Raw genomic sequence first — 17730 nt, forward strand, 5'->3', positions numbered from 1 at the left:
CCTGCAGAGGGACCGGGGTTAATTGTGGCGGACGCTCCCTCGAGACGGCGGGACCGCGGTCGCTACCGCGGATCGAGTCCGGCGGCCTCGGCCCGCTCGACGATCTGTTCCGCCTGCGCGATCAGCGGCGCGTCGATCATCTCGCCGTCGACCTCGAACACGGCCCGGCCCTCCCGTGCCGCTTCGTCGCGGGCGTCGAGCACCGCACGGGCCCACTCGAGTTCGTCGCGGCCGGGCGTGAACGCCTCGTTTATCGGGGCGACCTGCGCCGGGTGGATCGCGAGCTTGCCGTCGTAGCCGAGCGTGCGCGCGAACGCCGTCTCCTCGCGGAGCCCCTCGGTGTCCGAGAAGTCCGTGTACACCGTATCGAGCGCGTCGACGTCGGCGGCGCTGGCCGCGAGCACCACGTGTTCGCGGGCGTACAGCACCTCCGTCCCCTCGTCGGTGCGGGTCGCTCCCAGGTCGGCCGCGAGGTCCTCGGCGCCGAAGACGAGGGCGTCCGTGGCGTCCGCCTCGGACACCTCCCGAGCGGCGAGCACCCCGCCAGCGGTCTCGACGAGGGCGAAGACGGCGGGGTCGAGCCCGCGGTCCGCACACAGCGCGGCGACCGTCGAGACGCGGTCGGCGTCCTCGACCTTCGGGAGCATGACGGCGTCGAGGCGCGGACGCCCCTCCGCGGCGTCCGGAGTCGACTCGCTCCCCCTCCCGACGAGCGCGTCGAGGTCGGCGGTCGGATCCGTCTCCGTGAGCCGGACGCACACCTCCGCGTCGGGGTCGAAGTCAGGGTCGCCGAGCACGCCGCGGACGGCGGCGCGGGCCTCCCCTCTCCGTGCGGGTGCGACGGCGTCCTCGAGGTCGAAGCAGAGCACGTCGGCGCCCGCGTCGGGAGCCTTCCGCATGAGATCCGGCCGGTCGCCGGGGGAGAACAGGAGGCTTCGTCTGGCCATGTCGGGGACTCCTAGCGACCGGACATAAAGAACCGGGGCGCCCGAACCGCGGGGCGCTCGGCGGCGGAGCGGTAGCGATTTGCCGCCCGGGGTCGACGGTCGCCCCATGGTCGGACGCTATTACGAGGAGTTCGAGGCGGGCGAGACGATCGAACACGCGCGACGGCGGACGGTGAGCGAGGCGGACAACCAGCGGTTCTGCGACATGACGATGAACCAGCAGCCGCTTCACCTCGACGCGGAATTCGCGGCGGAGACGCAGTTCGGCGAGCGGCTCGTCAACGGCCTGTATACCCTGTCGCTCGCGGTGGGCGTGTCGATCCCGGAGACCACGGACGGCACCATCGTCGCGAACCTCTCGTACGACGACGTCGAACACCCGAACCCGGTGTTCCACGGCGACACGATCCGCGCGCGGTCGACCGTCACCGACAAGCGGGAGACGAGCGACGGCGAGCGCGGGATCGTCACGATGCACGTCGAGGCGTTCAAGATCGTCGAGGACGGCGACGACGTGCTCGTCTGCGAGTTCGACCGGACCGCGCTCTCGAAGAAGCGACCGGACGGCGACGCGGGCGACGGCGAGTAGTCGGGCGTGGCTCAGTTCCCGTCGCTCGCGCCGTCGTCCGCCAGCAACAGCCCGAGGTACGACGTGCGGACCTGTTCGGCGCCGTCGAGCCCGAGCCGGCCGAGGGCGTCCAGGGCGTCGTCCCTGACCGACGCGATCGAACCCTCGTCCTCGACCGCCCGCTCGATCTCGACGAACTCGCCGAGCCCGTCGACCGCGTCGAGCGTCACCGTGAAGCCGTCGTACGCCCAGAACTCGCGTCGCTTCTCGACGGTCGCCGCCGGTTCGAAGCCGAGTCCGGAGAGGATGCCGGCCGCGGCCTCCGGATCGGCGACCGCGGTCTCGTGTTCCGCCCGGGTCTTCGACCCCTCGTCGAGGAGCGGCCCCTTGTAGGTGAGCTCGGTCGTCCGGGCCGCGGCCGGCGAGTCGCTCGACTCCGCCCCGTCTCCCGGAGCGAGCGAGCCGGTCCCGTCCGGAAGCGGCGTCTCGCAGCGCACCCGGAGCGCCTCGTCCGTCTCGGCGAAATCGCGGTGGGGCGCGTCGTAGTACGTGTCGCGCTGGCGGCGGGCGTCGACGCGCTCGGCGCCGGCGTCGCGGAGCCGGTCTCGGACCGCGTCGACGTCGGCCGGTACCTTGATCTCGACCTCGTACATACCCGAATTCCGCCGGGGTCGTTCTTAAGCGCCGCGGGACGCTGACTCCGACGCGACGCGACCGTCGCCACGTCGAACCGTGCTTCTTAAGGGTGTAACAGGTGACGTTCAGGATATGAGCGATCAGGAGCAAGCGGACGCGGCCGAGGACGCTGACGAGGCCGAGACCGAAGCCGAAACCGAGACCGCCGGACTGGCGGACGGCGACTTCGTGCGGGTCGCATACACGATCCGAACGGCCGACGACGACCGCGTCATCGACACCACCGACGAGGAGATCGCCGAGGAGGCTGAGATCGACACGGAGGGTCACGAGTTCGAGCCGCGGATCATCGCGCTCGGCGCCGGCCACGTGTTCCCGTCCGTCGACGAGGCGTTCGTCGGCGCCGAAGTCGGCGACGAGGGGGTCGTCGACGTCCCCGCCGAGGACGCCTTCGGCGCGTACGACCCCGACGAGGTCGAGACGGTCAAGGCCGACAAGATCCCCGAGGACAGCCGCTACCCCGGCGCGCAGGTTCAGATCGACAACCGCCAGGGCTACCTCGAGACGATCATCGGCGGCCGTGCCCGCGTCGACTTCAACCACCCGCTGGCCGGCGAGGACCTCGAGTACGAGTACGAGATCCTCGAACACATCGAGAACCGCGAAGAGCAGGCCGCCGGCATGCTCGGGATGTACCTCCAGGAGGCGCCCGAGGTCCGCATCGAGACCGTCACCGAGGAGGAGGAGACGGTCTCCGAGGACGACGACGGCGAAGAGGTCGTCGAGACCGAGGAGGTCGAGAAGGACGTCCTCTACGTGACGGCGACGCAGGCGATGCAGATGAACCAGCAGTGGATGTTCCAGAAACAGCAGATCGCCCAGGACCTCATGAGCCGGCTCGACCTCGACCGCGTCGTCGTCGAGGAGGTCATCGAAGGCGGCGGCATGGGCGGTCTCGGCGGCATGATGGGCGGTATGGGCGGCGCCGGCGCGGGCGACATCGAGGAGGCGCTCGAGGACGTCGACGTCGACGCCGACGAGATCGTCGACGAGCTCGACGACGAACTCGACGAGGAGTAACCCTCGACGAGGATCGACGGAGCGCAGCGGCGACGGCCACGCCGAATTGCCCCGTCGCGGACGAACCGATCCCTTTTGAACCGCGGTCGACCCACCCAGAGACATGAACGGCGTCTGGACGACGGAACGGGACGCGGAGGGCGACTGAAACATGGAACTCGAACGCGCGCGCGACGACCTCGTCGTCGCCGCGAGCGCCGGGGGAACGACGATCGCGGTCGCGCTGCTGTCCGGCGTCGCGGGCGTCGCCGAGGTGGGAACGCTGCCGACGCTCCTCCCGCTCGCCGTCTACGCGCTCTACCTCTTCTCGCGGAAGGGCGGCCCGTACGGCGACCTCGACGAGCCGCGGAACTGGGCGATCGCCGCGGCGCTCGCCGGGGCGGCCGTGGTCGTCGCAGCGGCGCTGTGACCGCGAAACTGCCGGAAACGCGGCTGTGCTAGGCGATGTCCCGGCTCGTGTCCACCGACACCGAGTCGGTGAGCTTCAGCTTGAGCGGCTCCTCGAGCGCCGCCCCGCCGCGAAACTTGGGAACGACGAGTCGGTTCGCGATCTCGGTGCCGGTCACCGTCGTTCGGAGGTCGAAGACGACGTCCGCGATCTGTTCGGTGACGCCCCGGTTTCGCGCGACGGTGTCCCCCTTGAGCGCGTACATCACGGCGAGTCCGTCGACGTCGACGACCCGCTGCCGGAGCTCTCCGAGGAACTCGACGTAGGCGTCGCGGTCGTGCTCCTCCAGCGGGTCGACCGAGTCGACGACGATCGTGCCTCGGTCGGGGAGATCTGCAGCGGCGGCAAGCACTGACGCGAACGGGTCGTCGCCCCTCGCGCTTCGCACGACCGTCCGGTCGTCGTCCTCCTCGTCCAGCGAGAGGCCCGACTCGACCGCGTCGACCGAGCGCACCGTCGTGAGGTATCGGCACTCGCGGACCCGCGCGAGCCGGTCGACGATCAGCTCCGACTGGCTCGCGGGATCCGCCGTCAGGGCGACGACGCTGCCGCTCGGGACTCCACCGTCGAACTCCCTGTCCAGTACAGGGATTCCGGTCGAGAGCGGCTCCATACGATCGCTGCCGTCTCCGGAGGTTTGGCTCTGTCGATGCCCCCCGAACGCGAGCGAGCGGCGCCGATCGCGGTCACGCGACACGCCACCGCCGCGCGCCGTACTCGTTGGTGAGACGACGGGCGAGGCCATCGTACGCCGAGCGGACCGCCGGCTCCGAGAGCGGTACCGGCGGCGCGGGCGGGACCCGTCCCAGCACCGGACAGCCGAGCAGGTCGGCGACGGGGTCCGGCACCGACTCCGCGCGGACCGCGACGACGCCAAGTGGCGGACTGTCGAGTCGCCGAGCGATTGCCGCCGTCTTCGCGGCGTCGCGCAGGGCCGACCGCCGGAGCGGCGTCACGAGGAGCGACCGATCGGCCGCGCGAAGCGGCGCCGCGGCGTCGGGCGACGCGCCCGCCGGACAGTCGAGGAGCGTCGGCGCGTCGGCGGGAACCGCCTCGCCGAGGGCCTCCAGCGTCGCGCTCGCGTCGACGGGCCCCGCGTCGGTCGGCGCGGCGAGCACCGTCGGGGCGGAACGGTCGGGCGAGGTCTCCTCGCGGGCACGAGTCGCGTCGACGACGGTCCCGTCGACCGTACCGCCGGTTTCGACCGTCAGCTCGGCGAGGTTCGGGAGGTCCCAGTCGGCGTCGGCGGCGACGACCGGCGCGCCGCGTCGAGTCAGCGCTCGCGCGAGCCCGAGGGTCGTGGTCGTTTTCCCGCTCCCGCCCTTTCCGCCGGCGACTGCGATCACGAGACGGGGTGCGCCGCTATCGGTGATAAAAGCGTGGACCGCGGCCCGCGGTCGAGCGGCGCCGTCTCAGTCGTGACAGCAGCCGCCGGCCTCGCCGCCGAAGTCGACCGCGAGGGGCTCCGAGATGGCCTCGTTGACCGCTTCGAGGGTGTCTGTCAGTTCGTCCTGTGCGTCGAGGAACTCGCTCATGACGGGCATCTCGTGGAGCTCGCTCTGTGCCGCCTGCACCTTCTGGAGCCCGGAGTTCGTCGCCTGTCCCGTCTCTCGGGCCTGCATGAACTCCGCGCGGAGCTGCTCGAACTCGTCGATCTTCGCCTGGACCTCCTCGTCGCGCTGTACCGCCTCGCGCGCCTCTTCGAACCGCTCGTACTCGGGGGTTCGGGCGATCCGCTCGCCGAGCTCGCGACCGAGGTCCTCGATGGAGGCCCGTTCGTCGGGGGAAGCCTGTTCGACGCTCATGTGTGACCGTTGGCGCGGAGCGGTTTCAACCTGCCGAAGCCGGGAGCCCGCGCCGCGAGCCGTCGCGAAGCGAGCCGCCGTGAGTCGTCGCGGGAGCCTTCACGACGCGTGCGTTTCGACGAAGGCGACGACGTCGGCCAGCTCTTCCGGCCCGATGCCGTGGCCGCCGGGGTAGCTACCGCGGGTGACGGCGGCGCCGAGTTCCTCGAGGCGGTCGGCCGCCGTGGCCGACCGCGACTCCGGGATCACGCGGTCGCCCGCGCCCGCGCCGACGAAGACGGGCTTCCCCGCGATCCCCTCCGGCTCGACGTCGGCGTGTGCGTCCGCGAGGTAGCCGTGGAGCGCGACGACCCACGCGTAGCGGTCGGGCGCCTCCAGGACGAGCGAGAGGCTCGTGATCGCGCCCTGGCTGAAACCGAGCAGCCCGAGCCGGTCGGCGTCCAGGTCGTACGCGTCGACCGCGGCGTCGACGCTCTCGGCGACCAGGTCGAGGCTCCGGCGGAACTCCGCCGCGTCCGGCTGGCTCTCCTCTAACCCCCCGGCGGAGAGGTCGAGCGCGTACCACGTGTACCCGCCCTGCAGCGGGTCGGGCGCCCGGAGGCTGATCACGTGGAGGCCGTCCGGCAGGTGCCGGGCGACGGGCAGGAGGTCCTCCTCGTCGGCGCCGCGGCCGTGGAGGACGAACACTGCGGGCGCGTTCTCGGCGTCGTCGTCGGGGGCGACGTGGACGTGGTCCAGGGGAATGTCGGTCATGCATCCCGCGTTCGTCGGCTCGGGGGTTGTATCCGTCGGCCGCGGCAGCGATCGGTTCGGGAGAGTCGCGGTCGACGAGCGATCGCACCGTGGTTTGCGCTCGCTCGCGGATGGGTTATTTACGATTGCGCCGAGAGTTCGGGTCATGCGTCCCCGCAGTATCGCCGCGACGACGGCGATCCTCCTCCTCGCGGCCGGAATCGCCGCCGCACCGACGGCCGACGCGCGCGCACCGCCGACGCCGATATGCGGCGTCTGTGACCTCGACCGAACGACGCCGGACGGCGCGCCCGTGGTCGCCGGCGAGAGCTCCCTGACCGTCACGGTCCGCGGGAACGGGTCGACGACGTGGGAAGCGCAGGTCGACCTCGCGGCCGGGGGCGACGCGCTCGCTGCGAACGAGTCGGTTCGGCACACGGTCGTTTCCGGGGCGGTTCGCGACGGGATCGCGGAGCCGAACGACATCGACGCCCGGATCGACGGTGAGACCCTCCTCGTCGACTACCGGGATCCGACCGCCACGGAGCGTCACCTCGGCGTCGTGGTGTTCACGCCGCTGACGCCGGCGTCTCCCTCGGTTCCGTTCGCCATGGGCGGCGAGGGAGCGCGATACCTCGGTGCCGACCGACTGACCGTCCGCGGAGCGTCGGGGTGGGCGGTCCACGGCGACGTGAGCGCGGAAGACTCCGACGGCCGACTCGTCTGGACCCGCGACGACGCCGAGACCGACGACGAGGGGCGAGCGTTCGTCGACGTCGAGCGAGATCCGGTCGCCGCCGAGGAGGACGCGGTGCTTCCCGGTCAGCGGGCCTGGATCGCCCGACTGCTCACGGACGACACCCTCTGAGGCGTCGCAGCCGTCGCGACCGTCACGAACGTCGCGGACGAAACTCACAGTCGAACGCGCGGTTTAACCGTCCTGCCGCACAATTCGGTCGACATGAGCGGCTCCACGGAGGGCGACCTCACGAAGACGGGGATGGCCCTGAAACACGACCGAGAGTGGGACTACGAACTCGACCGGATCGTCGAGGCCATCGAGGAGCGCGACGCCTCCAAGGTCGGCCTCCAGTTCCCCGAGGGGCTCAAGCGCCGCGGCCCGAAGGTCGCCGACGACCTCCGGGAGGTGGCGCCGGACGACGTCACCTTCATGCTGTCCGGCCAGCCCTGCTACGGCGCCTGCGACCTCGACACCTACCTGATGCGCCGGACCGACGTGTTCGTCCACTTCGGCCACACGCCGATGAAGGAGTCCGACAGCATCGTCTACGTCCCCCTCTTCTCGAACGTCGACCCCTTCCCGATCATGGAGGACGCGCTGGCCGAGGAACTCGACGACCCCGAGGAGAACCCGGACGTCGGGCTCGTCACCACCGCCCAGCACATGAACCGCTTCGAGGAGATGACCGACTGGTTAGAGGAGCGCGGCTACGAGGTCCACACCCGCCGAGGAGACGACCGACTCACGGAGGAGGGGCAGGTCCTGGGGTGTAACTACGCCTCCGCGGACATCCCGGCCGACCAGGTGCTGTACGTCGGCGGCGGGAAGTTCCACCCGGTCGGGCTCGCGATGGAGCACCCCGAGAAGCGCGTGGTCATCGCCGACCCCGTCAACAACGCGGTCTCGGTCGCCGAGCACGACCAGTTCCTCAAACAGCGGTACGCCTCGGTCCACAAGGCGATGGGCGCCGAGAAGTGGGGCGTCATCTTCTGTACCAAGATCGGTCAGGGCCGGTGGGAGAAAGCCCAGGAGATCGTCGAGAACAACGAGAACGCCTACCTGATCACGATGGACGAGGTGACGCCGGACCGCCTCCGCAACTTCGACATGGACGCGTTCGTCAACACCGGCTGTCCCCGCATCACGACCGACGACGGTCCGCGCTTTCACAAGCCGATGCTGACTCCCGGAGAGTACGAGGCCGCGATCGGCGAGAAGCCGCTCGACTCCATCGAGTTCGACACGTTCCACGACACCTGGTAGACGGGTTCGGACCCTCCGGACGTCGCTCCGGGTCGCCCGATATCGGCTCCGTCCGATCTCGGATGTTAGAAATGTAAGATCGTCTTTCTGCGAAGACGTGTCGTTTCGCGGATTATAACTATATATTCGCATTCTGTTGGTTATCTGACCATCTCATGAAAAATAACAAAACGGACGGCGGGACGCGCATCGGACACGGGTCCGCGCTCGGCGACGAGTACGGTGGGGTGACCAAGGCGATAGAGTCGGCGATCCGATACCCCGCCGAGAGCGACGACGTCGTGAAGATCGTCCTCATCGGTGGTCTTCTCACCGTATTCGGCTTCCTGATCGTTCCGCTGTTCGTCCTCGCCGGGTACCTCGTGCGAGTATTCGAACACACCGCCGCCGGCGACGAAGGGCCGCCGGCGTTCGACGAGTTCGGTGAGTTGGCGGTTACCGGGGCCAAAGCCGCAGTGATCGGTATCGCCTACGGCTTCATCCCGTTACTCGTGGGCGGCGCTGGAGTTCTCGTCGGCATCCTGGGTATCGGTGTCGGCGGAGATGGGGCCCTAAGCGGCCTCGGCGCGCTCACCGTTCTCATCGCCGGGCTCGTGTGGTTCGCCCTCGCGCTCCTCGTCGGGTACCTGCTTCCGGCGGCGCTGGCGAACTTCGCCCAGACGCGGTCGATCGGCTCCGGTTTCGATGTCGGGACACTGAAACCGATCTGGACGTCCCGCTCGTACGCCGTCGCGTGGGCGATCATGTTCGCCGTGCTCCTCATCGGTGGATTCGTCGCAGGCGTGCTCAACGCCGTCCCGATCCTCGGGACCGTCGCCGGGGCGTTCGTCGGGTTCTACTTCAGCGTCGCCGCCTACTCCGTCATCGGTCGGCTATGGGGGAGTTTCCCGGCCGCCGAGGGGAGTCGACCCGACGCCCCGAGGTAACTCCGAGTCGCGCGCATCACCCCGTCTCGCCGGCTTCGGCCTCCACGTACTCCACCGCCGCCGCCGGCGACGCGACTGCCTCCACGCCGGCCACGTCGTACGTGTCGAGCCCGGCGACGGCGCGCCCGTGCGCGAGGGCCAGCCCGATCTCCGAGAGCGTTCCAGGGCCGCCGTCCATCGCGATCGCGACGTCGCCGTTCATCACGACGAGCGCGTTGCGGGCGTGGCCCATCCCGGTCGCGATCGGGACCGTGACGTGGGGGTTCGCGTCGGCACGGCGGTCCGTCGGCAGGATGCCGATCGTCTCCCCGCCGGCCGCCCGTGCGCCCCGACAGACGCCCTCCATCACGCCGCCCAGTCCGCCGCAGACGGTCTTGTGGCCGCGGCTCGCGAGCCGTTCGCCCAGTTCCTCGGCGACCGCGACCGTCTCGGGCGGGACCGAGCTACCGCCGATGACGCTGACGCGCATAACGCGGGAGGCGGGTCGCACGTATATAAATAGAGCCGTACCTGTCGCGGCGTTGGTAAACCCTTTTAAGTGCTGAGCGACTCCGGCCTGTATGACGTACGATACCGTCGTGTTCGACAACGACGGTGTCCTCGTGGGCCGCACGCGCTTCGACGTGCTCCGGGACGCGACCCGGGACGCGTTCGAAGAGTGCGGCGTCGAGGAGCCCGACCCGGACGACGTAGAGCGGATGACCATCGGCGCGACCCCCGGCAGCGTGGGGACCGTCTGTCAGACGTACGACCTCGATCCGGGGTCGTTCTGGCGGACCCGCGACGACGTGGTCTCGAAGGCCCAACAGCAGGAGGCACGCGAGGGGCGCAAGACCCCGTACGACGACCTCAACGAGCTCCAGAGCCTCGAGGTGGAGATGGGGATCGTCTCCTCGAACCAGCAGGCGACGGTCGACTTCCTCGTGAACCACTTCGACGGCTTCGAGCGGTTCGGCGCTGCGTACGGCCGCGAGCCCACGATCCACTCGCTCCAGCTCCGCAAGCCGAACCCCCACTACATCGAGCAGGCGCTTGGCGACCTCGACGCGGACAACGCGCTGTTCGTCGGCGACAACGAGTCCGACGTGCGCGCGGCCGAGAACGCGGGCATCGACTCCGCGTTCATCCGCCGCCCCCACCGCCGCGACTGGGAGCTGAACGTCTGGCCGACCTGGGAGATCGAGCGGCTCTCCGACCTGCACGACATCGTCGGGTAGGGCCGGACCCGACGGGGACGGACGTCGGACCCGACAACCGTCCCGCCCGGCGCCGCTCTCTCAAGGTTTAACTCCGATCGGGAGCTACGCCGCCACAGTGACGAACCCTCCGCCGTGGACCGACATCTTCGGCCACGCAGAGCCGTACCCGGAGCAGGCCGACGGGATCGACGCCGCAGTCGACGCCGCCGAGGACGGCGGCTTCCTCGCGCTGGAGGGCGCGTGCGGGACCGGCAAGACGATGCTCGCGCTCACCGCCGGACTCGACCGCGTCCGCGACCCCGACTCCGGGTTCGAACGCGTCTTCGTGCTCACGAGCGTCAAACAGCAGCTCCGGCAGTTCGAGACGGACCTGGAGACGATCAACGCGACCCTCCCCGACGAGTACGACCCGGTCTCCGGGCTCACTCTCGTCGGCAAGGCGGACGTCTGCCCGTACGCCCGCGAGAACCGCGGCGGGATCGACCGCGAGAACGTGTACGAGCGCTGCGAGGGCCTCCGCGAGCGCACCCGGAACCTCGTCGGCGACGGCGGCGCGACCACGACCTCGAACCTCGTGAGCGAGGCACGGAGCCAGCAGGTGGGGCTGATGGACTCGGGGACGGGAGCCGCCTCGGCCGACGCCGGAGGCGGCGGCTCCGCCGGGACCGACTCCGGCGCCGGCGACTACCTCTCCGTCGACGGCGAACCCACGCCCTACCGCCCGGACACGGAGGAGTACGAGGTGACCGAGTTCTGTCCCTTCTACGCTGGCTTCCTCGACGACCTGCCGGAGGACGGCGACCCCGCGGAGGCGGTTCCGTTCGACGTGACGGAGCTCGGCCACGTCGGGCCGACGGAGCTGGTCCGGCTCGCCGCGGGCCACGGCTCCTGTCCGCACTCGGTCATGGGCGCGCTCGTCCCGGAGGTGGAGGTCGTGATTGGCAACTACTACCACGCGTTCGACCCGGTGACGACCGGGACGTTCACCGGCGCGCTGCTGGACGACGCGACGTTCGTCGTCTGCGACGAGGCCCACATGCTGGAGCCGCACGTCCGCGACCTCGTGAGCGACGCGGTCGCCGACGCGAGCCTCCGCGACGCCGAGAACGAGCTCACCCGCGTCGTCCAGCCGCTCTCGTTCGAGACTGCGGGGGCCGAGTCCGACGACGCCGAGCTGGTGCGCGGCGAGCTGTCGGACGCGGACGTGACCGTCGAGGAGATCGAGTCGGTCCGCGAGTTCTACGCCGACCTCCGCCGCGAGCTCGACCGGCGCGTGACGGAGCGGCTCGACCGCGAACGCCCCGACTGGCGGGCGTCGATGCGGGAGCTCGACGACGACGAGATCGCGCTCCGCGACCCCGAGGAGCCCGCGAAAGACGAGATCACGGCCTGGGCGGAGCGGGAGGGGTACGGCGACCGCGTGTGGGCGCGGGCCCGGCAGGTCGGCGCGGTCGTCAAGCGCGTGCTCGACTCGCTGGAGGCGGAGGACAAGCGGCGCGCCGCGCCCGGCGTCGGGCGCACGCTCAACGCCTGGTACCGCGAGGGTCACGAGGAGTTCTTCCGGGCGATCGACCTGGAACGGACGTGGGACGAGACGGCGCCGCCGGACTCGTGGCGGCGCGCGTACAACGCGAGCCTCGCGCTGTACAACTGCCTGCCGAGCGAGCCGATCGGCGACCGGCTCGCCGAGTTCGGCGGCGGCGTCCTCATGAGCGCGACGCTGGAGCCGATGGACGTGTTCCGCGAGGTGACCGGGCTCGACCACCTCGAGGCGCAGGGTCGGCCGGTCATCGAGCGGACGTACGGCCTGTCGTTCCCCGAGGAGAACCGCGCGAGCCTCGCCGTCGACGCGCCGAAGTTCACCCACCAGAACCGTGGCGCGCCCGGCGAGGAGAACGACACCCGCCTCGCGCATCTCGACGCGACCGCGGCGGTCGCGGCCCGCGAGGGGAACGTGCTCGTCGGCACCCCGAGCTACGCGGAGGCGACGTGGATGGCCGAGTCGCTCTCGGAGCGGCTGGACAAGCCCGTCCTGCTCGACGAGTCCTCAGGCGACCGCGCCACGGAGTCGCTGAAGGACGACTTCTTCGCGGGCGAGGGGAAAGTGCTGGTGACGAGTCTCCGCGGGACGCTCACGGAAGGCGTCGACTACCGCGGGGACCGCCTGGCGGCCGCGGTGGTCTGTGGCGTCCCGATCATCAACACGTCGCGGCCGCGGACGCGGGCCGTGATCACCGCCTACGACCGCCGGTTCGAGTCCGGATTCGAAACGGCGCTCACGGTGCCGGCCGTCCGGAAGGCCCGACAGGCCGTCGGTCGGGTCATCCGCGGTCCCGACGAGCGCGGGGTTCGCGTCCTGCTCGACGCCCGCTACGCCCGCGAGTCGTGGAACGGCGTCCGAGAGTACCTGCCGGAACACGAGCGCGAGGAGTACCAGCCCGTGAGCCCGGACATGCTCGCGCTCGCGCTCGACCGGTTCGACCGCCAGCCCGACGGCGACTGAGATCGGACGGGCCCGACGGACTCGGTGGCAGCTTCCCTCGATACGGGGATAACGTCCCCTTCGACCGCGGTATGGAGCGCGTAACTAGGACACGACATCCCGTGACGACAGGTATGGAATCCGCAACGAGGGAGGCGAGGTACCACGTCGTCTGCCGGGAGTGTCGGGTCGAGCGCCTGTTCGAGAGCGACGCCGACGCGACAGCACTGGAGCGAGAGCACGCCGACGAGACCGGACATCGGGTCGTCGTCAGCCGCGTGCAGTAGGCCGGACGACGTTCGACTCGTTCACGCGACGTTCGACGCGATCACACGACGTTCGACTCGATGTCGCGCGGGAAGTGCGTAAGCGTCTCGGTGCCCGACTCGGTGATCGCGACCGTGTCGGAGTGGCGGTAGCCGCACTCGTCGGTGTAGAGTCCGGGCTCGATCGTGTACACCTGTCCGGGCGCCATCACGGCGTCCTCGCCGCCGTAGCGTTCGCCCCAGCCGCGGTCGATGTACGGCGGCTCGTGGGCGCCGAGGCCGATGTTGTGGCCGACGTGGTGTCGCGCGAGGTCCGTCACCCCCTGCTCCTCGAAGTACTCCCAGACGACCGCGTCGACGTCGGCGACCGGAACGCCCGGTCCGAGCGCGTCGATCGCGAGCGTCTGCGCCTCCAGCATGACCTCGAAGTAGTGCGCCTGCTCGTCGGAGTAGTCGCCGACGAACATCGTCCGCTCCAGCTCGGAGCGGTAGCCGTCGACGTTCGCGGTCGCGCCCGTGACCAGGACGTCGCCCTCGGCGAGCCGCTCGTTCGGGGTGTGCCCGTGCGGTAGCGCCGTCTCGCGGCCGGAGATGTAGCCGGCGTGGACGGGACCGTCGCCGCGGACTCGGACGCTGTACGTGTCGCCCAGTGTGTCGAGCATCGCCCGCGACGCCTCCGTCGATGCGCGCTGGGAGACGGTCACCGGGTGTGCGCCCGGCTCGGTGAAGTCGGCGAGGTAGCGGTGGCCGAGGTTCGCCCACTTGGCCGACTCGCGGATGAGATCGACCTCGGCGTCGGACTTCTCCCAGCGCAGCCGGTCGACCCACGACTGCGTCTCGACGTCGACGAACTCCGAGAGCGCGGGACCGTCGTACCCCATCACGCCCGGGGCGCCGTCCGAGTCCGTCGCCACCCGGTCGACGTCGAGCCCGTCGAGCATCTCGACGGCCACGCGGACCGGGTCGCCGCCGGGGTAATCGAAGTAGTGGTGGACCGCGTCGATCCGGGGGTTCGGGTCGACGCGCTCGACCTCCAGCCGCGGGACCGTGACCTCGATCCGGTCTGGCGTCACCGCGAGGACGACCGGGCGCTCCGTCTGGATGTGGTGGAAGCCGGTGAGGTACTCGATCGCGGTCGCGCCGAACCACGTCGCGGCGTCGGCGTCGGTCGCGGCGAGCCGCTCGCGCACCGCCGAGAGTCGGTCGTCGAACGCGGCGTCCGGGAGTCGTGTCGTCATGGCTCACGATGCGCGAACGTCCGGATAAACGGTGGGGTAGCGGAAGGGGTCCCGAGCGGTGAGGCCCGCCCTGTCGATCAGTTCTCTCGGCGGGCGAACGCGAGGTTGCCGGAGACGTTCTTGATGTAGGCTCGCACGGTCTCGCCCTCCTGTGCGCCGGGGACGAAGACGGTGTACTCGCCGCGCTCGGCGACGCCGTCGCCCTTGCGGCCGGTGCCGACGATCTCGAGCTCGTACGTCTTGCCCGACTCGATCGCCTCCTCCTGACGCTGCGTGTTCGACGTGTTCTGTTTCGCGACCGGTCGGAACGCCCCGCAGGCCTCACACCGGAGCATCGGGGTGCGGTTCTCGGTCTCCAGGCGGGTGTCGGGGAGGCCGCACTCCGAGCAGGTGACGTACGACTCGATGTACGAGTCGATCGCGGCTTGGAAGTCGCGCTCGCGGAAGTTCCCGCTGTAACGGGCGCGGCCAGACTCGTACTGGCCGGCGGTCCCGAGCTCCTGTTGGATCTTCGAGTGGACGTGCTCGGGGTCGCGGCTCAGCGCGTCGGCGATCGCCGAGAGGTTCGTCAGTCGGGTGAACGCGCCGTCCTTCTGCGTCTCCGGGTCGGGCACCGACAGCCGCTCGTCGGAGCCGCCGAGGTCCGGTACCTCCTCCATCGCGCGGTCGAGGCTCGATTCGTAGTCCATACGCGAGGGGACGGCGGGGCGACGGAAATCGCTTCCGGGTTCCGAATCCGGTCCCGTTCGCCCGCCCCGTTGCGTTTACAGGGCCGCCCAAAGCAGTCCGACAGTGAGGGCGCAGGCGAAGAGGTAGACGAGCGTGACGAGGACGTTCCGCTTGGGGGCGTTCGCCGCCGCTCCGGGGACGTACCGCGTGAGCGAGTCGATGGGGGTCAAACGGCTCTCGGGGCGGTGCTCCGAGTCGGTCCCGTTTTCGTCGATCACGAGATCAGTAGTCTCGTCGTCGGCGCTTAGCTATACACGGCGTAACTGGACTAAGACGCCGTTACCGACTCGTCTGTACCGCCTCGTTCCCCTCAGACTCGTGCGTTGTCGCCGCGTCGCGACGACTGGCTCGAGGGCTTCGTGTCTCAGCCGGTTACGATCGGCTTTCACCGCGTCGCTCCCGTCGGAATCGCCGCTTTCCGCTGCGTACGGTGACCAGGACGGACACACAACCTCGCAGTGGTGGCACAACAGGCTGCTCAGACTAGTAACGGTCCCCTCTCATGTGTCTCGTGAGCGCTCGGGGCCGACACGCGGTGATACGACGGATCGACGGTTCGGACGATCGATCCGAGCTGCGTGGCGTCGACGGGCGCAACACAGGTGACAACACCATGCAACGACGGAAGTTCGTAGTCGGAATGGGTGCATTGGCCTCGGGAACTGCGGCAGTAGTCGGATCGGGTGCGTTCACGAGCGTTGAGGCGGATCGGAGCGTCGAAGTCGACGTTGCGGACGATGCTAGCGCATTTCTGAGCCTAGAGGGGAACGATACCCCCAACGGCAACGAATACGTGGAAAATGACGGAAACGGGAATACTCTCAGTCTTGATTTCACCGAAACCGGTGAAGATGGCGAAGGACTGAACCAGAAAGCCGATACTATCATCCGAGACCTATTTACGATCAGAAATCAGGGTACTCAAACAGTCTTCGTCGGAGTTACAGATCTACCTGACGGAATGAGTATTTACGCTGACGCGGATAGTGGTGAGGTTCCGCCTGACTCTGGTACCACTCTAAACCAGGATACTCAGGGAAAAGGCTCTGACAACTTGCCCGAGATCGGTGCTGGTGGATCTCTGGAGCGAGTTGGTGTCATATTCCGTATTGACGACGAGCTGGGTGATAATGGCCCTGCTGACGCACTTGAGGAATTTGACGGATCAATCACTATTAATGCTTATACTGAGGACGAGGTCTGACCCAATCGGTCGCAAGTAAACGGGGATTGCCAGATAACACAATGAGACGGAGAAAACTTATTTTCGGACTCGGATAACAGCTGTAAGCGGGGGCTGCAGTCCTCGGGTCCGGAGCATACTCCTCTGTCGAGGCGGACCGATCCATCACGGTTGAGGTCGCCGACGACACAGAGGCGTTTCTGGCTTTGATCCCGACAACGGAGTACGCAAGCCTTCGAGAGACCGGAACGTTCACGCTGGATCTCTCCCCCAGTAACCCCACCGACGCTGGCGGAACCGGGGTCAACGCGAACGTTGAAACTATTATCCCGGACGCGTTCGAAATCGAAAATTGAGGAACGCAGACAGTGGAAATGACTTTCGAGGGGGTACACTCAGCGGAACCAGGATCCAGTTAAGCGACGTCGGCGACGATCTCACGGTATCTATCACCCCCTTTGATGGCCACTCGGTCTCTGATCTAATTTTGGATCCCGGAGAGACGGTGTCCTACGACGTCGCCGTCTTCGCCGGAGGGGTGCGACCTCGGAGAGCAGTATCGACGAAACGATTACAATCGTCGCCGATCGACCGAACAGCTAATTCACTTGGTAGAGGGCTGCCACAATCACATGTCCAATTTTATTAAAATAAAAGTCAAAACGAGCGTGGCAGACCCACGGTCGATTGTCAGTGGACTGTCCGAGAGACTCCTATCGTCTCAACCGAATCCGTGTACATTCCGCCGATTGATACATAGCGTGGTATTATTTTAAACACAAATCGAATTCGCTGATCCGCAATCCTGAATTGTCAACGTATATGCCATTAGTATCTCAAGTAAAGTTCTCCCTCTCTGATTAAACGGATGACATAACAATATACACCCACTATGGATACTCCCGTGAATAGAACGACACGGTACGGTCGATGCCGACAACGAGTCGGTCGGTCGCCGACGAGTCACACCGGTCGAAACGCAGTCTGAATCAGCGACGGCGGGGGGAGACAACGTGATCCAAGAGATACAGAGCGAACAATCAGATGACCTCGATTCGATATCCGATCGGAAGACTACGAACGGAACAGCGCACGGCCCCGGTCTCGACCGTGACGCCATCTTCGACGTACTGAGCAACGGACGGCGACGATACGCGATCGAGTATCTCAGAGGCCACGCCGAGGGCGAAACGATCGAACTCGGCGACCTCGTCGACTACATCGCCGCACGCGAGAACGACACCACCGTCGCGGAGGTGAGCTACAAACAGCGCAAGCGGGTGTACTCCTCGCTGCGCCAGACGCACCTGCCCAAGCTGAGCGACTGCGGACTGATCGAGTACGACCGAGGGCGAGGCGCGATCGCGCTCGCCGACGGCGTCAGGGAGGTGCAGATGCACCTGGAGTACGTCCCGGAGGACGACATCCCGTGGTGTTACCACTACCTCGGACTCGCGGTCATCATGGGAGCGGTCGTCGGCCTGCT

At 68.3% G+C, this 17730-nt stretch carries 22 protein-coding genes; 12 read left to right on the forward strand and 10 right to left on the reverse strand.

The genetic code is table 11. The features are described from left to right. Positions 1–62: 62 nt before the first annotated feature. Positions 63–947, reverse strand: coding sequence for a CoA ester lyase (locus U4E84_RS02135; RefSeq protein ID WP_322530449.1), 885 nt, complete (start codon positions 945–947; stop codon positions 63–65). Positions 948–1053: 106 nt separating this feature from the next. Here U4E84_RS02135 and U4E84_RS02140 point away from each other — a divergent pair, with 106 nt between their 5' ends. Further along, positions 1054–1536, forward strand: a complete 483-nt coding sequence (locus U4E84_RS02140) for a MaoC family dehydratase (RefSeq protein WP_322530450.1) — start codon at positions 1054–1056, stop codon at positions 1534–1536. An 11-nt stretch (positions 1537–1547) separates the two neighbouring features. Here the strand turns inward: U4E84_RS02140 and cyaB are convergent, their stop codons facing one another. After that, entirely contained in the window at positions 1548–2168 is a 621-nt protein-coding gene (cyaB, locus tag U4E84_RS02145; protein ID WP_322530451.1) for a class IV adenylate cyclase, read from the reverse strand. Between the two features lie 115 nt (positions 2169–2283). Here cyaB and U4E84_RS02150 point away from each other — a divergent pair, with 115 nt between their 5' ends. Together U4E84_RS02150 and U4E84_RS02155 are read left to right on the forward strand one after the other, a co-directional pair. Beyond that, the gene (locus U4E84_RS02150; protein WP_322530452.1) at positions 2284–3231 is read left to right on the forward strand and encodes a peptidylprolyl isomerase; all 948 of its coding nucleotides are present in this window, start codon (positions 2284–2286) and stop codon (positions 3229–3231) included. A 151-nt stretch (positions 3232–3382) separates the two neighbouring features. After that, positions 3383–3640: a hypothetical protein gene (locus U4E84_RS02155; protein WP_322530453.1), complete on the forward strand. Its 258-nt coding sequence runs from the start codon at positions 3383–3385 to the stop codon at positions 3638–3640. 28 nt (positions 3641–3668) lie between these two features. Here the strand turns inward: U4E84_RS02155 and U4E84_RS02160 are convergent, their stop codons facing one another. From U4E84_RS02160 to U4E84_RS02175, 4 genes are all read right to left on the reverse strand, one after another. After that, positions 3669–4292: a transcriptional regulator gene (locus tag U4E84_RS02160; protein ID WP_322530454.1), complete on the reverse strand. Its 624-nt coding sequence runs from the start codon at positions 4290–4292 to the stop codon at positions 3669–3671. Positions 4293–4365: 73 nt separating this feature from the next. Next, entirely contained in the window at positions 4366–5025 is a 660-nt protein-coding gene (locus tag U4E84_RS02165) for a P-loop NTPase (RefSeq protein ID WP_322530455.1), read from the reverse strand. 66 nt (positions 5026–5091) lie between these two features. Further along, positions 5092–5484: a YlbF family regulator gene (locus U4E84_RS02170; protein ID WP_322530456.1), complete on the reverse strand. Its 393-nt coding sequence runs from the start codon at positions 5482–5484 to the stop codon at positions 5092–5094. 99 nt (positions 5485–5583) lie between these two features. Next, positions 5584–6237 carry a phospholipase gene (locus U4E84_RS02175; RefSeq protein ID WP_322530457.1) on the reverse strand — a complete coding sequence of 218 codons (654 nt, stop codon included), beginning with the start codon at positions 6235–6237 and terminating at the stop codon, positions 5584–5586. Between the two features lie 145 nt (positions 6238–6382). Here U4E84_RS02175 and U4E84_RS02180 point away from each other — a divergent pair, with 145 nt between their 5' ends. The 3 genes from U4E84_RS02180 to U4E84_RS02190 all read left to right on the forward strand — a co-directional run bounded on the left by U4E84_RS02180 (position 6383) and on the right by U4E84_RS02190 (position 9147). Beyond that, on the forward strand, positions 6383–7084 hold the full coding sequence (locus tag U4E84_RS02180; RefSeq protein WP_322530458.1) for a hypothetical protein: 702 nt from the start codon (positions 6383–6385) through the stop codon (positions 7082–7084). A 93-nt stretch (positions 7085–7177) separates the two neighbouring features. After that, positions 7178–8221, forward strand: a complete 1044-nt coding sequence (gene dph2 / locus U4E84_RS02185) for a diphthamide biosynthesis enzyme Dph2 (protein ID WP_322530459.1) — start codon at positions 7178–7180, stop codon at positions 8219–8221. Positions 8222–8502: 281 nt separating this feature from the next. Further along, on the forward strand, positions 8503–9147 hold the full coding sequence (locus tag U4E84_RS02190) for a DUF4013 domain-containing protein (protein ID WP_322530460.1): 645 nt from the start codon (positions 8503–8505) through the stop codon (positions 9145–9147). Positions 9148–9163: 16 nt separating this feature from the next. Here U4E84_RS02190 and U4E84_RS02195 read toward each other — a convergent pair whose 3' ends face one another. Further along, the gene (locus U4E84_RS02195) at positions 9164–9616 is read right to left on the reverse strand and encodes a TIGR00725 family protein (RefSeq protein ID WP_322530461.1); all 453 of its coding nucleotides are present in this window, start codon (positions 9614–9616) and stop codon (positions 9164–9166) included. Positions 9617–9707: 91 nt separating this feature from the next. Between U4E84_RS02195 and U4E84_RS02200 the strand changes: the two genes are divergently transcribed. The 3 genes from U4E84_RS02200 (at position 9708) to U4E84_RS02210 (ending at position 13115) form a co-directional block, all read left to right on the forward strand. Beyond that, positions 9708–10364 (forward strand): HAD family hydrolase, encoded by a 657-nt coding sequence (locus U4E84_RS02200; RefSeq protein ID WP_322530462.1) that lies wholly within the window; start codon positions 9708–9710, stop codon positions 10362–10364. A 97-nt stretch (positions 10365–10461) separates the two neighbouring features. Then, the gene (locus U4E84_RS02205) at positions 10462–12849 is read left to right on the forward strand and encodes an ATP-dependent DNA helicase (protein WP_322530463.1); all 2388 of its coding nucleotides are present in this window, start codon (positions 10462–10464) and stop codon (positions 12847–12849) included. 113 nt (positions 12850–12962) lie between these two features. Then, positions 12963–13115, forward strand: a complete 153-nt coding sequence (locus tag U4E84_RS02210; RefSeq protein WP_322530464.1) for a hypothetical protein — start codon at positions 12963–12965, stop codon at positions 13113–13115. A 41-nt stretch (positions 13116–13156) separates the two neighbouring features. On the opposite strand, the gene U4E84_RS02215 is transcribed toward U4E84_RS02210, so the two are convergent. The 3 genes from U4E84_RS02215 to U4E84_RS02225 all read right to left on the reverse strand — a co-directional run bounded on the left by U4E84_RS02215 (position 13157) and on the right by U4E84_RS02225 (position 15279). Next, on the reverse strand, positions 13157–14332 hold the full coding sequence (locus U4E84_RS02215) for a M24 family metallopeptidase (protein ID WP_322530465.1): 1176 nt from the start codon (positions 14330–14332) through the stop codon (positions 13157–13159). Positions 14333–14409: 77 nt separating this feature from the next. Further along, the gene (locus tag U4E84_RS02220) at positions 14410–15021 is read right to left on the reverse strand and encodes a translation initiation factor IF-2 subunit beta (protein WP_322530466.1); all 612 of its coding nucleotides are present in this window, start codon (positions 15019–15021) and stop codon (positions 14410–14412) included. A gap of 75 nt (positions 15022–15096) precedes the next feature. Then, the gene (locus U4E84_RS02225) at positions 15097–15279 is read right to left on the reverse strand and encodes a hypothetical protein (RefSeq protein ID WP_322530467.1); all 183 of its coding nucleotides are present in this window, start codon (positions 15277–15279) and stop codon (positions 15097–15099) included. A gap of 395 nt (positions 15280–15674) precedes the next feature. Between U4E84_RS02225 and U4E84_RS02230 the strand changes: the two genes are divergently transcribed. The 3 genes from U4E84_RS02230 to U4E84_RS02235 form a co-directional block, all read left to right on the forward strand. Next, a complete protein-coding gene (locus tag U4E84_RS02230; RefSeq protein WP_322530468.1) occupies positions 15675–16265 on the forward strand; it encodes a DUF1102 domain-containing protein in 591 nt (196 codons plus the stop codon). A gap of 143 nt (positions 16266–16408) precedes the next feature. Beyond that, positions 16409–16600, forward strand: a complete 192-nt coding sequence (locus U4E84_RS19020; protein WP_369698421.1) for a DUF1102 domain-containing protein — start codon at positions 16409–16411, stop codon at positions 16598–16600. A 657-nt stretch (positions 16601–17257) separates the two neighbouring features. Then, on the forward strand, positions 17258–17730 hold a 473-nt coding region (locus U4E84_RS02235), incomplete at its 3' end, for a hypothetical protein (protein WP_322530469.1).

The organism is Halorubrum sp. AD140, assembly GCF_034497445.1.
Taxonomy (GTDB): Archaea; Halobacteriota; Halobacteria; order Halobacteriales; family Haloferacaceae; genus Halorubrum.